Genomic DNA, 17,165 nt, shown 5'->3' with positions numbered 1-17,165 from the left:
TCGGAAATGAGGGGTCTGAATGGGGAACGGTATAAAAAGAATATTCGTAGAAAAAAAAGGAGATTTTGCTGTAGAATCTAAAAAGATGTTAAATGATTTAAAATTAAGTTTAAATATTGATGGTATACATAACTTAAGAATTATCAATAGGTATGATATTGAAGGCATAGATTGTAAAGATTTTAAGGCAGCTAAACATATAATATTTTCTGAAAAAACTGTAGACAAAATTTATGAAGAAAAACTTCCTTTAGATGATAATGAAATAGTTTTTGCAGTGGAGTATCTCCCAGGACAATACGATCAAAGAGCTGATTCAGCGGAGCAGTGTATAGAAATACTTACAGAAGGTAAAAAATCTTTAATTAAATTTGCTAAAGTATATGTTATAAATGGGGATTTAAATAAAAAAGAAATAGATGAAATAAAAAAATATTCTATTAATACTGTAGATTCAAGAGAAGCACTTTTAGAAAAATCAAATAGTTTGTTTGAAAAACAATTAGAACCTAATGATATTGAGATATTAGGTGGTTTTATAGATTTTAAAGAAAATGAATTAAAAGAATTTTTAAATAAAAATGGACTTGCAATGAGTTTTGAAGATTTAAAACTTTGCCAAAATTATTTTAAAAATGAAGAAAAGAGAAATCCAACTATTACTGAAATAAAAGTTATAGATACATATTGGTCAGATCATTGTAGACATACCACTTTTATGACTGAGATAACTGATGTAGATATTGAAAAAAGTAAGTATTCTGATGTTATAAAAAGTGCTTATGATGATTATATAAATTTAAGAAAAGATATAGGAAGAGAAAATAAACCAGTATGTCTTATGGATATAGCAACTATAGCAGCTAAAGAACTTAGAAAAAAAGGACTTTTAGATGATTTAGATGTATCTAAAGAGATAAATGCCTGTAGCATAGTTGTAAATGCAAATATTGATGGAAACACTGAAAAATGGCTTGTTATGTTTAAAAATGAAACCCATAACCATCCTACAGAAATAGAACCTTTTGGTGGGGCTGCAACTTGTCTTGGAGGAGCTATAAGAGATCCACTTTCAGGTAGAGTTTATGTTTATCAAGCTATGAGAGTTACAGGATCTAAAGATCCTACTCATAAAATAGAAGATACAATAGAAGGTAAACTTCCACAAAAGAAAATAACAACAGAAGCAGCTCATGGATATAGTTCTTATGGAAATCAAATAGGACTTGCAACAGGTCAAGTATCAGAAGTGTATGATGATGATTATGTAGCAAAGAGAATGGAAATAGGTGCAGTTATAGGGGCAGCTCCTATGGAAAATGTAGTAAGAAAAGAACCAATCCCAGGAGATTTAATTATACTACTTGGTGGAAGAACAGGAAGAGATGGTATAGGTGGTGCCACAGGTTCTTCAAAGGAACATACAGAAACATCTATTGAAACTTGTGGATCAGAAGTTCAAAAGGGAAATGCTCCAACAGAAAGAAAAATTCAAAGATTATTTAGAAATAAAAAAGTTAGTACTATGATAAAAAGATGTAATGATTTTGGAGCAGGTGGTGTATCTGTTGCTATAGGAGAGTTAACAGATGGTCTTTCAATAGATTTAAATAAAGTTCCTAAAAAATACGAAGGCTTAGATGGAACAGAACTTGCTATTTCTGAATCCCAAGAACGTATGGCTGTAGTTGTTTCTAAAGAGTTAGCTAAAGATTTTATAGCTTATGCTAAAAAAGAAAATTTAGAAGCTACTATAGTAGCTGAAGTTACTGATAATAAAAGATTAAAAATGAAATGGAAAGATTCTAATATAGTAGATTTAAGTAGAGCATTTTTAGATACTAATGGAGAGAGACAAAAAAATAAAGTTTTAATAAAAAGTCCAACAAAAGCAAATTATTTTAATAAAGAAATTTCTATAGATAACTTAAAGGAATCTTTTATAAAAACTATGAAAGATTTAAATGTATGTAGTAAAAGAGGATTAACAGAAATGTTTGATAGTACTATAGGAGCTGGAACTGTTCTTATGCCACTAGGTGGAAAATACCAATCATCACCGCAAGAAGGAATGGTTGCTAAATTACCAGTATTAGAAGGTAATACTAATACTGCTACAGCTATGACATATGGATTTAATCCTAAAATATCAAAATGGAGTCCTTTCCATGGAGCACTTTATGCAGTAGTTGAATCTGTTGCTAAAGAAGTTTCAATAGGAGTGGATTATAAAAATATAAAGCTTACTATGCAAGAATATTTTGAAAAATTAGGTAAAGACCCTGAAAAGTGGGGAAAACCTATGTCAGCCCTCCTTGGAGCTTTAAGAGCACAAAGAGAATTTAAAATAGGTGCAATAGGTGGAAAGGATAGTATGTCTGGAACATTTAAAGATATACATGTTCCCCCTACACTAGTTTCTTTTGCAGTAGGAGTTATAGATACTGAAGATGTAGTATCATCAGAATTTAAAAAAGTAGAGAGTAAAATAGTTTATGTAAAATGTTTAAGAGATGAAAATGACATTCCAGACTTTCATAAATTAAGAAATAATTTTGAAGCAGTACATTCTTCTATAAAATCTCATAAAGTATTATCAAGTTCTACAGTTAAACATGGAGGAATAGCAGAAGCAGTTTCAAAAATGTGTTTTGGAAATAAGATAGGAGTTAATTTAAATAATATAGAGGATAAAGAAATTTTTTCTCCAGACTATGGATCTATAATTTTAGAAGTATCAAAGGACTTTGATTTTAATATATTGAAAAATGCTCAATATAAAGTTATAGGTGAAACACAAGAAAAATATTCAATCAATTTAAATGAAAAAGAAATCTCCTTAGAAAAATGTTTTGAAGCTTTTGAAGAGCCTCTTGAAAGTGTATTTAAAACTAAAGTTTACCATGAAGAAAAGAAAAGTGAAAATATAAATATACCACTATATACATCTAATAATAAAAAAAGTAGTAATATAAATATTGCTAAACCTAGAGTAATTATACCAGTATTTCCTGGGACTAATTGTGAATATGATTCTAAAAAAGCCTTTGAAAAAGCTGGTGCTAAAGCAGATATTATGGTTATAAACAATATGTCATCTAATAGTATAAAAGAATCTATAGATCTTTTAGCAAGTAAGATAAAAAAGTCAAACATAGTTATGCTTCCAGGTGGATTTAGTGCAGGAGATGAACCGGAAGGATCCGGTAAATTTATAGCAACTATTTTTAGAAATCCTAAAATTAAAGAAGCTGTTATGGAACTTTTAAATAATAAAGATGGATTAATGCTTGGTATATGCAACGGATTTCAAGCTCTAATAAAATTAGGATTAGTACCTTTTGGAGAAATAAGAGATATTGATGAAAATGCTCCTACTTTAACTTATAATAATATTGGAAGACATCAATCTAAAATAGTTAAAACTAAAATAGTTTCAAAATTGTCTCCATGGTTTAATAATGTTTCTTTAGGAGATATTCATTCAATTCCTATATCACATGGAGAAGGTAGATTTTATGCTAAAGATGATGTTATGAAAAAATTAATAAAAAATGGTCAGATAGCAACTCAATATGTTGATGAAAATGGAAATCCTACCTTTGATATAGATTATAATCCTAATGGATCTTCCTATGCTGTAGAAGGTATTTGTAGCATTGATGGAAGAGTACTTGGTAAAATGGCTCACTCTGAAAGAATAGGAGAAGGTACATTAAAAAATATAGAAGGTAATATGGATCAAAAAATATTTGAATCCGGTGTACAATATTTTAAATAAAAGTTTATATTTTAAATTAGTTAAAACTAATAATATATAGTATTAAAAAGTCAGTGTGATTAATCATACTGGCTTTTTATAATGAAATGAATAAGGAATTAGAAAATTATTAGTATAAATTTACATTTCATAATAATGTAATTGGATGTAGCTATTATTAGATTATTGTTATTAAATTTAGATTTTATTGAATAGTTTAATAATTTATTAACAATATGTTAACTATCTAATGCAAAAAAAGAAAAATATTTCTAAAATTTACAACGGTAAAAAATTGACAAAATAATAACTAAAATAATATAATTTAAGTAAGATAAATAGCATTAAAAACTTTTTAAAGGGATTACCAGAATTATATTTTATATTTATAATGAGGTGATATTATTGGAGTTATTAATACATGTATTTATAATATTTATACTTTTTACTTTTGTAGGAAGTGTACTAACTATAGCTAAAATGTTTTATATTAATAAACATGGTAAAGCGGTTTTTAAAATAAATTATAATAAGTTTAAGAAAAATAAAAAATCTAAAAAAGAATTTGATATGAATGTTACCCCTTTCCTAGATAAAGAAGAAAATATATACTTACCATTTAAATATGTTGCTTTTTCATTAGGCTTTAAACGTTTCCGCAGTGATTCTTCTCATAAAGTTATATTGAAATTACTAGATAAAAATATAAAAATAAATTTTGAAAATGATATAACTATAGAAAACAAATCTTCAAATACTTCAATAAAATTAAGAGAAAATATAAGAGTTATAAATGATGAACTTATGCTACCAGAAAGTTATATAAAAGATATTTTTGATGTTAATATAAATTTAGATGAAACTACAGGTGAAATAGTTTTAAAATAAAAAAAGCTGTTAGCTTTTATAAGCCAACAGCTTTTTTTATTTATTTTCCATTCCTAAATAACTATTACCATCTAAAGGTATTAAAACTTGAAGTGGTGGATCAGATGAAACTAAACCAACAGCATATACAGTATAGTATTTGTTAGGATTTAATTTCATATTAGGAGAAATTAAAACAGTATTATCTGTTCCTGCTACCTTAAGTTTTATAGTATAATTTTCAGGTGCTAAAGGTATATAATTTGTTATATCTTCAAAAGCAATGTTTTTAAAAATTAGTTTATCGTCAATATAAAAATCTACAGCTGGAGCATCAGGAGATAGGTGAACAAATCTTAAGTAGGCTTTACTAGGGTCTTTATTATCTACTTTTTTATCTAGAATAGGAAGAAGCTCTATATCTTCTAATAATCCAGAAGCTGCTATAGTAAATATTGAATTTGGTGGAATAAATAAATTCTTATTTATAACAGGGTTAGAGGTAGAGTTAGCAGGAAAAACTTTTATGTTATATACCGAAGATTTTAAAGGTACATATTCAGTAAAAGATTTATAACTAAGGTTTTTTACAGCTAGTTTATCATTTATATATATATCAACTGGAGGAGCGTCTGGTGAAGCATGAAGTATTCTTACGTAAGATTTTTCATTAAAGTTTCTAAATTGAACATGATTTTCATCAAATGAAGGCAAATTAAACATAATACAACCTCTCTAAAAGTTTTTACAATATTAATATATATAGTTAAGGTTTAAAATGTTACAAAAGTATTATTTAGTATGTATAATTATACTTATATGTGTATTAATATTAAAATCAATTAGTATTTTAAAATCAAATATAATTAAATTCTACAAAAGATTTAGTTGAAAGAATCCTTCTTGTGAAATTTCAAAAGTGTATAATTTTTAACAAGATATTGTTAAAAATTATAATAATATGCATAAATAGAAGGAATAAATATCAATATACAGTATATTCAAAATAGTATTACAAAATAAGCTATAGATGTAAATTATATGGTGAAAAGTGTTTTTACTAATAAAAACAAAAGTGATAATATATAGTAAAATACAATAATCTTTTGTAAGGTTTTAATTTTCTTATAGGTGTTAAGCTTCATCTAAATAAAGGGGGGAAAGTGGTGAATTTATTAAATTTAGTAGAAGGCATAAATAATATTCTTTGGAGTTATTTATTAATTTTCCTTTTGTGTGGTGCAGGAATATTTTTAACTATTAAATTAGGTTTTGTTCAGATAAAAAAATTTAAACTTATGTTTAAGCAAACTTTTTCAAGAAAAACTAAAAAGAAAGATTCAGGGATCACTTCTTTTCAAGCATTAGCTACAGCAGTTGCAGCACAAGTTGGAACAGGAAATCTAGCAGGAGCCGCAACGGCAATAGTAGCAGGAGGTCCAGGAGCTATATTTTGGATGTGGATAAGTGCTTTTTTTGGTATGGGAACTATATTCTCAGAAGCAGTTCTTGCACAAAAATTTAGGGTAGAGAAGAAAAATGGAGAAATTTTAGGTGGACCTGCTTATTATATAGAAAGAGGATTTGGAAGTAGAAAATTAGGTGTATTTTTTGCACTTGCATTAATTTGTTCATCATGGCTTACAGGAAATATGGTTCAAACAAACTCTGTAGCTATATCTATTAGTAAGTCATATCATATATCAGGATTTGCAATAGGAATTATTATTTCACTTTTAACAGGACTAGTTATTGTAGGGGGAGTAAAACGTATAGCATCTGTTACAGAAAAAATAGTACCTATTATGGCTTTGTTTTTTATAATAGGTAGTTTAGTTATAGTAATTTCTAATTATCAAAATATAATCCCTGCTTTTAAAATGATATTTAAAGGAGCATTTAATCCTAGAGCAGCTACAGGTGGAGTTATAGGTGTTACAATAAAGGAAGCTATGAGATATGGTATATCAAGAGGACTATTTTCTAATGAGGCTGGTATGGGATCAACTCCTCATGCTCATGCAGTAGCTAATGTTGATCATCCAGTACAGCAAGGATTAGTAGCTATGTTAGGTGTTTTTATAGATACTTTTATAGTTTTAACATGTACAGCTTTAGTAATACTTACAACTGGAGCTTTAGATGGAAAAATTACAGGTATTGAATTAACACAAAAAGCCTTTGTAAACGGTTTTGGAGGTTTTGGAAGTACTTTTATTTCTATAAGTTTGTTTTTCTTTGCTTTTTCAACAATTATAGGATGGTATTTCTTTGGAGAATTAAATGTTAAATTTATATTTGGAGATAAAGGAGTTAATTTTTATAAAATATTATTTTTAATATTTTTAGTTATAGGATCTGTTATAGATGTACCTTTAGTATGGCAATTAGCAGATACTTTTAATGGAATAATGGTTATACCAAATATTATAGCTATCTTAGGTTTATATAAATTAGTAAAAAGAGAATTAAGAGATTATAATGAAAATTTTCTAGAAGATGATAAGAAAGTTAGTTAGAATTATAAATTTTTAAAATATATGATTTTATATTTTAAATTTCAAAAGTGTATATTTCATAAAAATAAAAAAAAGTAGAAATCTATATTTATTTTATATGGTTTTAAAATATATTTTTAATCTTTGTGGTTAATATATTTTTGTATACATGTTAAAAAATAAATATGGATTTCTTAGTGAAGGGAATAGTTTTTAAAAACAGGTATCTTTGTTATTACATTGCTCCTAATGATTTAATAATATATAATTAATTGTATATATTATTATTTTATGGGGGTAATTTTATGCTTATTTTAACAGCAGAAGATATAAAAAAAGTATTTAATATGAAAGATGCCATAGAGGCAGATAAAGAAGCTTTTGAAATTTATTCTAAGGGTCAATCAGAGGTGCCCCTTAGAACAAATATAAAGGTAGAAAAATATAATGGCTCAAGTCTTTTTATGCCTGGGTATGTAAAACAAATAGATTCTTTGGGAATAAAGATAGTATCTGTTTTTCCAGAAAATATTAAAAAAGGTCTTCCGGCAGTTCCAGCAAAAATGATATTATTAGATGGTAAAACTGGTGATGTATGTTCTATAATGGATGGTACATATTTAACTAAGCTAAGAACAGGAGCATCTGCAGGAGCGGCTACAGATGTACTAGCTAGAAAAGATTCTAAAATAGGAGCTCTTATAGGAACTGGAGGACAAGCCTTTTGTCAATTAGAAGCATTACTTGTTACTAGAGATTTAGATGTTGTAAAAGTATATAGTAGAAATAGAGAAAAAGTTTTAAATTTTGTTAAAAACGCAAATGCTAAGTTATCCTCTTATAATACAAAGATAGTAGCTGCAGAAACTTCAGATGAAGCTATAGAGGATGCAGATGTTATAACAGTAGTTACTACTTCAACTAAACCTGTATTTGATGGAAGAAAAATAAAAAAAGGTGCGCATATAAATGGAGTAGGATCTTTTATGGAACATATGCAAGAGATAGATGAGCATACAATAATTAATTGTGATAAAGCTTTTGTAGATTCTAAAGAAGCAGTTCTTAATGAATCAGGAGATTTTATAATACCAATTAAAAAAGGATTAATATCTAAAGAGAAAGTTAATGGAGAGCTAGGAGAAGTTATAGGAAAAGTTTTAAAGGGAAGAGAAACAGATGAAGAAATAACACTTTTTAAATCTGTTGGAATAGCAGTGCAAGATGTAGTTACTGCTTATAAAATATATAAAAGAGCATTGGAAAAAGGTATAGGACAAAATATAGAATTATAGAATAAAAAGAGTATCTAATAGCTTTTAAGCTATTAGATACTCTTTTTAAACTTATGGTCAAAAATTATTGAAGAAAAATAATCTTTAAGTGGTTTTAAACTTTAAGTTATACATGAGTTAATTTATATAAAAATAGTGTTGTCAGCAGAATTCATTATTTCTACTATGGAATACATATTAGAAATTTCTCCTATTTTAAGTTTATCTTTTAATCCATAGAAGTCTAAGCATGTACCACAGTTTACTATGTTAACACCTTTATCTTTTAACGCCTGAATGCTTTCTATGCAGTTAGAACCTTCAGTAGTAAGTTTAACGCCACCGTTTAAAAATACAACATCTGTTGGCAATTTATCACTTTCAGATAAAGCGTATAAATAGCTTTTCATTAAAGCAGTTCCTAATTTATCATCCCCAGAACCTAAAACATTTTTAGAAACAACTACAGCTAATTTATTTTTAGAGGAATCTTCTTCAAGGCAAGAACAGCTGTCTTCTTTTATTAGTTCTATGTTAAATAAATTATTCTCTTCTTTAATATCTTTTACTAAAAGGTTACTTTTTTCAGCTAATTTACAAATGTTGTTTTTAGCAACTTCGTTGTCTACTATAATATTAGCATCACCTTTATCTATTGAATCAAAGTATTTTTTTGTGTTTATAACTGGTGCAGGGCATTTTAATCCTTTGCAATCAATTAATTTAGTCATATGTATAGCCTCCTAAATTAAACTTATTTTTTATAATATTCACAATTTAAATTATATCATAAATACTAATTGTGACTTATAAGGATTAGTAATACAAAAATGCTTATCTATTTGTATTACTAATGATTGTTATTTGTCTTATATTCTTATAAAATATAATTATAGAAATAGAAAAATTAAGTAGGAGAGGTATGAATAGTATGAATTTAGCAGTAATAAGTGATGTACATGGAAATTTAGATGCTTTAAAAGCAGTTTTTGAAGATATGGAAAAAAGGAATATAGATTCTGTTATATCTTTAGGTGATTTAGTTGGATATGGTCCTTCTCCAAATGGAGTAGTGGAATTTATAAGAAACAAAAAAGTATTAAATATTGTAGGAAATTACGATTCAGCAGTTATATATGATGATTTTAAATATATAAGACATAATGAGATAAATGAGTTTTTTGTTCCCTGGACTAGAAAAGAATTAAAAGAAGAGAATATTAATTATTTAAAGAGTTTACCAGATAACATAGAACTAAAAATAAAAAATAAAAAATTAGTATTTGTTCATGGAAGTACAAGAAGTATAAATGAGTATTTAAAAGAAAATTCTCATGAAGCTAAGGATACTATGAAAGAATTTGATGGAGATATATTATTTTGCGGACATACTCATATACCTTATAAAAAAGAATATGATGAAAAAATATTAATTAATGTAGGAAGTGTTGGAAAATCTAAAATGGGTACACCAGAATGTAGTTATGTTATAGTGAATTTTTTACAAGATAAAGTTAGTTTTGATTTTGTTAAAGTAAAATATGATTACGAGAAAGTTTGCCATATGATGGAGAAAAAAGAATTTCCTCATAAATCTATAAATACTATAAGAACTGGTATAGAATAATATTAATATTTTACTTTTTTAAAAGTAAATAATTTCATATATATCCAAGCTTTTATTTTAAATATTTAATTGTGACATAATAACTTATCAATTATAATAAATTTATAGTATAATAGTTATTAGTAAATTAATGTAATAAATAAATTTGTTGATTTTTTATAATATTTGGTGTTACAATTAGTAATTAAAAAAATATTTAAGAGGAAAAATACATATTATATAGAATTATAATATAACGTTGTTTATTAACATAATAATATACATAACAAAAGACAAAGCAATTATTAATATAACACAATAGAGGAGTGATACAATGCAACCTATAATATTTACTGATGCAAGTTGTGATTTACCACGTTCTTTTATAGAAGAAAACAATGTTCCTTATTTAGGTCTTATGTGTAATTTTAAGGGGAAAGATTATGAAGATGATTTTGGAAAAACATTAGAATATAAGGAGTTTTATGAAGGATTAAAAAATGGAGAAGATGCTGCTACATCACAAATAAACGAATATAGGTTTATAGAAAAGTTTAAAGAACTTTTAAAAGAAAATAGACCTATTATATATATTGGTATGTCATCAGGATTAAGCGGTACTGTAAATAGTGCTAAACTTGCAAAAGAAGAAATATTATTAGAAAATAAAGATGCTGATATAACAGTTATAGATACTAAGTGTTCATCCATTGGACTTGGATTGTTAGTATATTATTCAGTTAAAATGGCAAAAGAGGGATTATCTAAAGAGGAAATAATAAATTGGGTAAAAGATAAGATGAATAAAGTTAATCACTGGTTTATAGTAGAAGATTTAAAGCATTTAAGAAAAGGTGGTAGAATATCTTCAACTAGTGCAACCATTGGTACTTTATTAAATATACGCCCTATAATTCATATAGAAGAAGATGGGAAACTAAAAAATGTTACCAATATTAGAGGTAAAAAGAAAGCTATGAATTATCTTTTAGAAAAATTTAAAGATAACGCTGTAAATCATAGTGAGACTATAGCGGCAATAACACATGCTCAATCTTTAGAAGAGGCAAATAAATTAAAAGATAAACTACAAGAAGAATTTGGTGTTAAAAATTTTATAATAAGTGATTTAGGTATTGGTATGGGAACACATTGTGGTAATGGCATGTTAGCTTTATGTTTTATAGGAAAATGTAAGTAGTTTAGAAATTATTTTTTATTATTATAGTTATTATATAAAATATTTAATATAAAGCATATAAAAGTCTTGTTTAGTTATGATCTAGATAAGGCTTTTTTATTGTTTAGGAAATTGTAAATTTTTTTATAAATTCATTGATCTAAAAATAAGTGCCTTAAATAATAGTTTTATATAAAAATCAGCTATTAGATTTATAGTTTTTAGTAAAGTTAGTAGTTTTTTAGTAATAGGTACTTTTTTTATTGTAAACATAATTTTATGATATAATAATCTAGATTTTAAAATTAGGGGGAGATTTGTATTGGGTAGCAGTAATATTGTTAATCAAGTGTTAGTACTTTTTTTTATAATGATTGTAGGAGTTATAACTAGGAAAACCAATATTTTAAATAAAGAAACAAATAAAAGGTTATCAGATTTATTAGTTAAAGTAACACTTCCTTGTCTTATTTTTTCTTCATTTAATTATAAATTTGATCCTAAAATATTAAATAACATAAAATTAATGATTTTTTATTCTTTAATAATACATATAGTGCTAATAATTTTAAGTAAGATTCTTTATTTTAAATATGAGGGTAAGGTTAAAAGTGTTTTAAGATATGGAACCATATTTTCTAATAATGGATTTATGGGGTACCCTATAATTGAAGCGTTGTACGGTAAAATTGGAATATTTTATGCATCTATTTTTGGTATACCTTATAATATCTTTATGTTTTCTGTTGGAACAATGATTTATACTGGCAAAAGAGATGTTAAAACTTTAAAAAAGGCTATTATTCAACCGGGGGTTATAGCTACTATTTTAGGAATAATAGTATTTGTATTTTCAATAAAAATACCTAGTTCTTTAAATATGGCTTTAAGTTCTGTAGGTAGTATGACTACACCTTTATCTATGATAATTGTAGGATCAATGTTAGCTGAAATTGATATTAAAAGTGTGTTTTCTGATTTTTCTACTTATTATTGCTCTTTTGTTAGACTTATAATAGCTCCTTTTTTAGTTTATCTTTTGTTAAAAGTTGTACATGCAGATGGATTATTGCTTAAAATATGTGTTGTGTTAGAAGCAATGCCTGTGGCTGTTTTATGTTCTGTATTAGCAGAACAACATGATTCTAATCCTATCTTAGCATCGAAATGTGTTTTTATAACTACAGTTATTTCTATTTTTACTATACCTTTAATAGTATCTATTATATGATTATACATATAAGGGGAATTTAATAAAATATTTTAAAAAGGGGAGAATTATATATGTTTGATACACATTTACATACTGAATTTTCAACAGATTCTAAAATGAAGATAGAAGAGGCAATAAAAGCTTCTCAAAAATCTAATTTAGGAATCATTGTAACAGAGCATATGGATTTAGGACTTAAAGGTGAAGAAAAAAACTTTTGTTTTGATGTAGATGAATATTTTAGTGAATATAATAAGTATAAAATTAATAAAGTTTTGTTAGGTATAGAAATAGGATTAGAAAAAGAGCATTTAGAAGAAGCAAGAAAAATAATAAATAATAATCCCTTTGATTATGCATTAGGATCAATTCATTTAGTAGATGGAAATGATTTGTATTATAAAGATTTTTATAAAGATAAAAGTAAAAAAGAAGCATTTAATAGATATTTAGAAGTTATGTTTGAAACTTTAAAAAAGTTTGATTTTGTAGATAGTTTAGGTCATATAGATTATATATCTAGATATGCATATTATGATGATAAAGAGTTATATTATGAAGATTATTATGAAAGAATTGATGAGATATTAAAACTTATATCAAATAGAGAAATTGCTATGGAGATAAATACTAGAAGATTAGATGATGATAAAGCTTTTAAAAATTTACTAAAAATATATAAAAGGTTTAATGAATTAGGAGGAAAGATAGTAACAATAGGATCTGACTCTCATGATTTGAAGTCTATAGGTAAAAATTTTGATAAAGCAAAATATATAGCAGATTCATGTAATTTGAAAGTAGTTTATCATAAAAATAGAAAAATATATTACGACAAATAATATAGGTTAATCAAAGATTTATAGGACGGTGTATTAGTTTGAATAAACCATTAGCAGAAAGAATTCGACCTAGGATTATAGAGGATGTAGTAGGTCAGAAGCATTTAATTGGTAAAGGTAAGATTCTTTATAGTATAGTAAATAATGGAAGGGTTCCCAATATGATATTTTATGGGCCTCCTGGAGTTGGAAAAACTACAATAGCTAATATTATATCTAAAAAAACAGAAAAAAAACTTTATAAATTGAATGCTACTAGTGCTTCAGTTTCAGATATAAAAAATATTGTAGAAAATTCAAATAGCCTTCTTGGAATAAAAGGTATACTCTTATACTTAGATGAGATACAAAATTTTAATAAAAAACAACAACAAGCACTACTTGAATATACTGAAAATGGTAGGATTACATTAATTGCTAGTACTACAGAAAATCCTAATTTTTATATTTATAAAGCACTTTTAAGTAGATGTATGATATTTGAGTTTAAACCTTTAAATGTAGAAGATATTATACTAGGGTTAAAAAAAGCTATAATATCATTAAAAAAAGAGCTTAATTCTACAGATATAATAATAGATGAAATGGATTTGAAATATATATCAGAAAATAGTAGTGGAGATTTAAGAAAAGCTATTAATATACTTGAAGTTGTAATTTTAAATAGTTATAAAGATAAAGATGGTAATATAGTTGTGAAAAAAGAGACTATAAATGAATGCTCTATTGGAGATAACATAAACTATGATAAATTTGGAGATAGTCATTATGATACTATAAGTGCCTTCCAAAAGTCTATAAGAGGAAGTGATGTTAATGCAGGACTTCACTATTTGGCAAGACTAATAAAAGGTGGAGACTTAATAACTATATGTAGAAGACTTTTAGTAATAGCTTCAGAAGACATAGGACTTGCATACCCTAATGCTATTACAATAGTTAAAAGTTGTGTGGATTCTGCTATGCAACTTGGGTTTCCAGAAGCTAAAATACCACTTTCTCAGGCAGTAATTCTTTTATGTAATTCACCTAAGTCTAATTCAGCTTATGTAGGAATAAAGAAAGCTTTAGAAGATATAGAAAACAAGAATGTAGGAGAAATTCCAAATCATATAAGAGATGGTCATTATAGTGGTGCAAAAAAACTTGGAAGAATGGTTTCTTACAAGTATCCTTATAATTATAATAATAATTATGTTGATCAACAATATTTACCAGATAATATAAAGACAGCAGTTTATTATAAACCTTCAAATAATAAAATGGAAAAATCAATGTATAATTATATAGAATCTATAAAAAATAATAGAGGATAATCATATGTATTAGTAAAAAAGAATACTATTTACAAGTAGTATTCTTTTTTTTAGAATTTATAGTTGACAGGTTTACTCGGATTTGCTATTATAAAAATAAATCATAGTAAAGTAGTCAACTTTAAAAGGATGTGATTAATTGAAGCTTTCAACTAAAGGTAGATACGGAGTTAAAGCTATGGTAGATTTAGCTATACACTATGGAGAAGACCCTATATCTATAAAAAGTATAGCTGAGAGGCAGAAGATATCAGAGTGTTATTTAGAGCAACTATTTGCATCTCTTAGAAAAGCTAAATTAATAAAAAGCATAAGAGGAGCACAAGGCGGCTATGTTTTAAATAAATCACCAAAGGATATAACTGTTGCAGACATAATGGGAGTTTTAGAAGGACCTATAGAAATCTCAGATTGTGTTGAAGAAGAAGGTTTTTGTAGCAATAAAGGAGCCTGTCCAACTAGAGTATTATGGATGCGAATTAAAGAAAGTTTAGATAATATTATGGAAACAACTACATTAGAGGATATGTTAGCTGATTATAAAAAAATGAATAAACAAAATAAAAGGGGTGTAAAAGATGAGTAATAAAATTTACATGGATTATTCAGCAACTACTTATACTAAACAAGAAGTCATAGATGAAATGATGCCATATTTTAAAGATTATTTTGGTAATCCATCATCTTTATATAGAATATCAGATGAAACTAAAAAAGCTATTGATTTGAGTAGAGAAAGAGTATCTAAAGCTATAAATTCAAACAAAAACGAGATATTTTTTACAAGTGGTGGTTCTGAATCAGATAACTGGGCTTTAAAAGGAATAGCCTTTGCAAATAAAAATAAAGGTAACCATATAATAACTACTAATATAGAACACCATGCTATATTACATACTGCACAATTTCTTGAGAAAAACGGCTTTGAAGTTACCTATTTGCCTGTAAATGAAGAAGGATTAGTTAGTGCAGAAGATGTTAAAAATGCTATAACTGATAAAACAATATTAGTTTCTATTATGTTTGCTAATAATGAAGTAGGAAGTATTCAGCCTATAAAAGAAATCGGAAAAGTCTGTAGAGAAAATAAAATATTATTCCATACTGATGCAGTTCAAGCAGTAGGTCATGTTCCAATAGACGTAAAAGATATGAATATAGATTTATTATCAATGTCAGCTCATAAGTTTTATGGACCTAAAGGTGTAGGAGTTTTATATATAAGAAATGGAATAAGAATAGAAAACTTAATCCATGGTGGAGGACAAGAAAGAGGAAAAAGATCTAGTACAGAAAATATAGCTGGTATAGTAGGTCTTGGAAAAGCTTTAGAACTATCTATTTCTAATATGAAAGAAGAAAGTGATAAGCTTACTTATTTAAGAGATAAATTAATAAGAGAAATTCCTAAAAGAATTCCAGATACTAAATTAAATGGACCTAAAGATGGAAGTAAAAGATTACCTAGTAATGTAAACTTTAGTTTTATAGGAATAGAAGGTGAAACTTTACTTTTAGATTTAGATATGGAAGGGATATATGCATCTACAGGAAGTGCTTGCGCTTCAGCATCCCTAGATCCATCTCATGTTCTTTTAGCAATTGGGCTTGCCCATGAAGTGGCTCATGGGTCACTTAGATTAAGCTTAGGTGCTGAAAATTCTGAAGAAGATATAGATTATGTTTTAGATGTTCTTCCAAAAATAATTAAAAATAGAAGAGAAATGTCACCTTTATGGGAAGATTACTTAAATAGCAAGGGGGAAAAATAATATGATGTACAGTGAAAAAGTTATGGATCATTTCAGAAATCCTAGAAATGTTGGAGAAATAGAAAATGCAAGCGGAGTAGGGCAAGTTGGTAATCCTCAATGTGGAGATATAATGAAAGTTTATATAGATGTTGAAGATAACACAATAAAAGATGCTAAATTTAAAACTTTTGGATGTGCGTCAGCTATAGCATCATCTAGTATGGCTACAGAACTTATAAAAGGTAAAACTGTAAAAGAAGCTTGGGACTTAACTAATAAAGCAGTAGCAGATGCTTTAGAAGGACTTCCACCTGTAAAAATGCATTGTTCAGTTCTTGCAGAAGAAGCTATACACAAAGCTATAAATGACTATAGAAAATCAAAAGGATTAGATGAATGGGCAATTAAAAATCATTCAGAGACAATCCACGAACATGTTCATGGAAAATAAGTAATATATTTTAATAAAGACATCTTCTTTAATTAAGAAGATGTCTTTTCCTTTGATAGGTTGTTAAAGCACATGAAAATAATAATCTAAAGATAATATAGATATTTTTATGAATTGCTGTTAGAGGTAAAATAATTATCATATACACTATATATAATATACATTTTTTAAAAAGTAAAGCCAGCTTATAAATAATAAAAGCTGTTGATAAAATCAACAGCTTTTAAGATATATTTTACAATTAAAATAATTTTTATTTAGTTAAGTTTTTTAGTAAGTCAGAAGATACAACACCTTCGCCACCAAATACAATTAAATTATTATATTTATGTGCATTTATTAATTGGTTTTGTTTTTCAGTGTTCATACCATTTTTAACTAACATAATAGGTGCTTTTTCTTTT

The 17,165-nt window shown here is 26.5% G+C and carries 15 protein-coding genes; 12 read left to right on the top strand and 3 right to left on the bottom strand.

Annotated elements, in window-relative coordinates:
* The first annotated feature begins 19 nt into the window (after window positions 1-19).
* Together ABDZ71_RS16590 and ABDZ71_RS16585 are read left to right on the top strand one after the other, a co-directional pair.
* Entirely contained in the window at window positions 20-3,781 is a 3,762-nt protein-coding gene (locus ABDZ71_RS16590) for a phosphoribosylformylglycinamidine synthase (RefSeq protein WP_343763408.1), read from the top strand.
* 375 nt (window positions 3,782-4,156) lie between these two features.
* Window positions 4,157-4,648: a stalk domain-containing protein gene (locus ABDZ71_RS16585; protein ID WP_343763406.1), complete on the top strand. Its 492-nt coding sequence runs from the start codon at window positions 4,157-4,159 to the stop codon at window positions 4,646-4,648.
* A 36-nt stretch (window positions 4,649-4,684) separates the two neighbouring features.
* On the opposite strand, the gene ABDZ71_RS16580 is transcribed toward ABDZ71_RS16585, so the two are convergent.
* The gene (locus ABDZ71_RS16580) at window positions 4,685-5,350 is read right to left on the bottom strand and encodes a DUF4397 domain-containing protein (protein ID WP_343763403.1); all 666 of its coding nucleotides are present in this window, start codon (window positions 5,348-5,350) and stop codon (window positions 4,685-4,687) included.
* A gap of 443 nt (window positions 5,351-5,793) precedes the next feature.
* Between ABDZ71_RS16580 and ABDZ71_RS16575 the strand changes: the two genes are divergently transcribed.
* Both ABDZ71_RS16575 and ABDZ71_RS16570 read left to right on the top strand, forming a co-directional pair.
* On the top strand, window positions 5,794-7,146 hold the full coding sequence (locus ABDZ71_RS16575; RefSeq protein WP_343763401.1) for an alanine/glycine:cation symporter family protein: 1,353 nt from the start codon (window positions 5,794-5,796) through the stop codon (window positions 7,144-7,146).
* A gap of 284 nt (window positions 7,147-7,430) precedes the next feature.
* Window positions 7,431-8,420 carry an ornithine cyclodeaminase family protein gene (locus ABDZ71_RS16570; protein WP_343763399.1) on the top strand — a complete coding sequence of 330 codons (990 nt, stop codon included), beginning with the start codon at window positions 7,431-7,433 and terminating at the stop codon, window positions 8,418-8,420.
* A 122-nt stretch (window positions 8,421-8,542) separates the two neighbouring features.
* Here the strand turns inward: ABDZ71_RS16570 and yedF are convergent, their stop codons facing one another.
* The gene (yedF, locus tag ABDZ71_RS16565; protein ID WP_343763396.1) at window positions 8,543-9,130 is read right to left on the bottom strand and encodes a sulfurtransferase-like selenium metabolism protein YedF; all 588 of its coding nucleotides are present in this window, start codon (window positions 9,128-9,130) and stop codon (window positions 8,543-8,545) included.
* Between the two features lie 200 nt (window positions 9,131-9,330).
* Here yedF and ABDZ71_RS16560 point away from each other — a divergent pair, with 200 nt between their 5' ends.
* The 8 genes from ABDZ71_RS16560 (at window position 9,331) to nifU (ending at window position 16,761) form a co-directional block, all read left to right on the top strand.
* The gene (locus tag ABDZ71_RS16560; RefSeq protein WP_343763393.1) at window positions 9,331-10,026 is read left to right on the top strand and encodes a metallophosphoesterase family protein; all 696 of its coding nucleotides are present in this window, start codon (window positions 9,331-9,333) and stop codon (window positions 10,024-10,026) included.
* A gap of 313 nt (window positions 10,027-10,339) precedes the next feature.
* Window positions 10,340-11,206 carry a DegV family protein gene (locus ABDZ71_RS16555; RefSeq protein ID WP_343763391.1) on the top strand — a complete coding sequence of 289 codons (867 nt, stop codon included), beginning with the start codon at window positions 10,340-10,342 and terminating at the stop codon, window positions 11,204-11,206.
* Between the two features lie 301 nt (window positions 11,207-11,507).
* The gene (locus ABDZ71_RS16550; RefSeq protein ID WP_343763390.1) at window positions 11,508-12,416 is read left to right on the top strand and encodes an AEC family transporter; all 909 of its coding nucleotides are present in this window, start codon (window positions 11,508-11,510) and stop codon (window positions 12,414-12,416) included.
* A 53-nt stretch (window positions 12,417-12,469) separates the two neighbouring features.
* Complete coding sequence (locus ABDZ71_RS16545) at window positions 12,470-13,240, top strand: histidinol phosphate phosphatase (protein WP_343763389.1); 771 nt, start codon at window positions 12,470-12,472, stop codon at window positions 13,238-13,240.
* 38 nt (window positions 13,241-13,278) lie between these two features.
* Window positions 13,279-14,556: a replication-associated recombination protein A gene (locus ABDZ71_RS16540; protein ID WP_425544725.1), complete on the top strand. Its 1,278-nt coding sequence runs from the start codon at window positions 13,279-13,281 to the stop codon at window positions 14,554-14,556.
* 139 nt (window positions 14,557-14,695) lie between these two features.
* A complete protein-coding gene (locus tag ABDZ71_RS16535) occupies window positions 14,696-15,142 on the top strand; it encodes an RrF2 family transcriptional regulator (RefSeq protein WP_343763387.1) in 447 nt (148 codons plus the stop codon).
* Window positions 15,135-16,328 (top strand): cysteine desulfurase NifS, encoded by a 1,194-nt coding sequence (nifS, locus tag ABDZ71_RS16530; RefSeq protein WP_343763385.1) that lies wholly within the window; start codon window positions 15,135-15,137, stop codon window positions 16,326-16,328. The genes ABDZ71_RS16535 and nifS overlap by 8 nt, the downstream gene beginning before the upstream one ends.
* A 4-nt stretch (window positions 16,329-16,332) precedes the next feature.
* Window positions 16,333-16,761, top strand: coding sequence for a Fe-S cluster assembly scaffold protein NifU (gene nifU / locus ABDZ71_RS16525; RefSeq protein WP_343764549.1), 429 nt, complete (start codon window positions 16,333-16,335; stop codon window positions 16,759-16,761).
* Between the two features lie 253 nt (window positions 16,762-17,014).
* Here the strand turns inward: nifU and ABDZ71_RS19945 are convergent.
* Window positions 17,015-17,165 (bottom strand): cell wall-binding repeat-containing protein (locus tag ABDZ71_RS19945; RefSeq protein WP_425544733.1); only part of this gene is annotated, 151 nt, incomplete at its 5' end.

The organism is Clostridium oceanicum (assembly GCF_039521385.1).
Classification (GTDB): domain Bacteria; phylum Bacillota; class Clostridia; order Clostridiales; family Clostridiaceae; genus Clostridium_F; species Clostridium_F oceanicum.
The sequence above is the reverse complement of the archived record's forward strand: the minus strand, read 5'-3'. Positions and strand labels throughout refer to the sequence as shown.

What these genes read in the sequence shown, in the direction of transcription:
- ABDZ71_RS16560 (WP_343763393.1), top strand. Translation starts at nt 9,331, where the DNA reads ATGAATTTAGCAGTAATAAGTGATGTACATGGAAATTTAGATGCTTTA.
- yedF (WP_343763396.1), bottom strand. Translation starts at nt 9,130, where the DNA reads ATGACTAAATTAATTGATTGCAAAGGATTAAAATGCCCTGCACCAGTT.
- nifU (WP_343764549.1), top strand. Translation starts at nt 16,333, where the DNA reads ATGTACAGTGAAAAAGTTATGGATCATTTCAGAAATCCTAGAAATGTT.
- ABDZ71_RS16545 (WP_343763389.1), top strand. Translation starts at nt 12,470, where the DNA reads ATGTTTGATACACATTTACATACTGAATTTTCAACAGATTCTAAAATG.
- ABDZ71_RS16555 (WP_343763391.1), top strand. Translation starts at nt 10,340, where the DNA reads ATGCAACCTATAATATTTACTGATGCAAGTTGTGATTTACCACGTTCT.
- ABDZ71_RS16580 (WP_343763403.1), bottom strand. Translation starts at nt 5,350, where the DNA reads ATGTTTAATTTGCCTTCATTTGATGAAAATCATGTTCAATTTAGAAAC.
- nifS (WP_343763385.1), top strand. Translation starts at nt 15,135, where the DNA reads ATGAGTAATAAAATTTACATGGATTATTCAGCAACTACTTATACTAAA.
- ABDZ71_RS16590 (WP_343763408.1), top strand. Translation starts at nt 20, where the DNA reads ATGGGGAACGGTATAAAAAGAATATTCGTAGAAAAAAAAGGAGATTTT.
- ABDZ71_RS16570 (WP_343763399.1), top strand. Translation starts at nt 7,431, where the DNA reads ATGCTTATTTTAACAGCAGAAGATATAAAAAAAGTATTTAATATGAAA.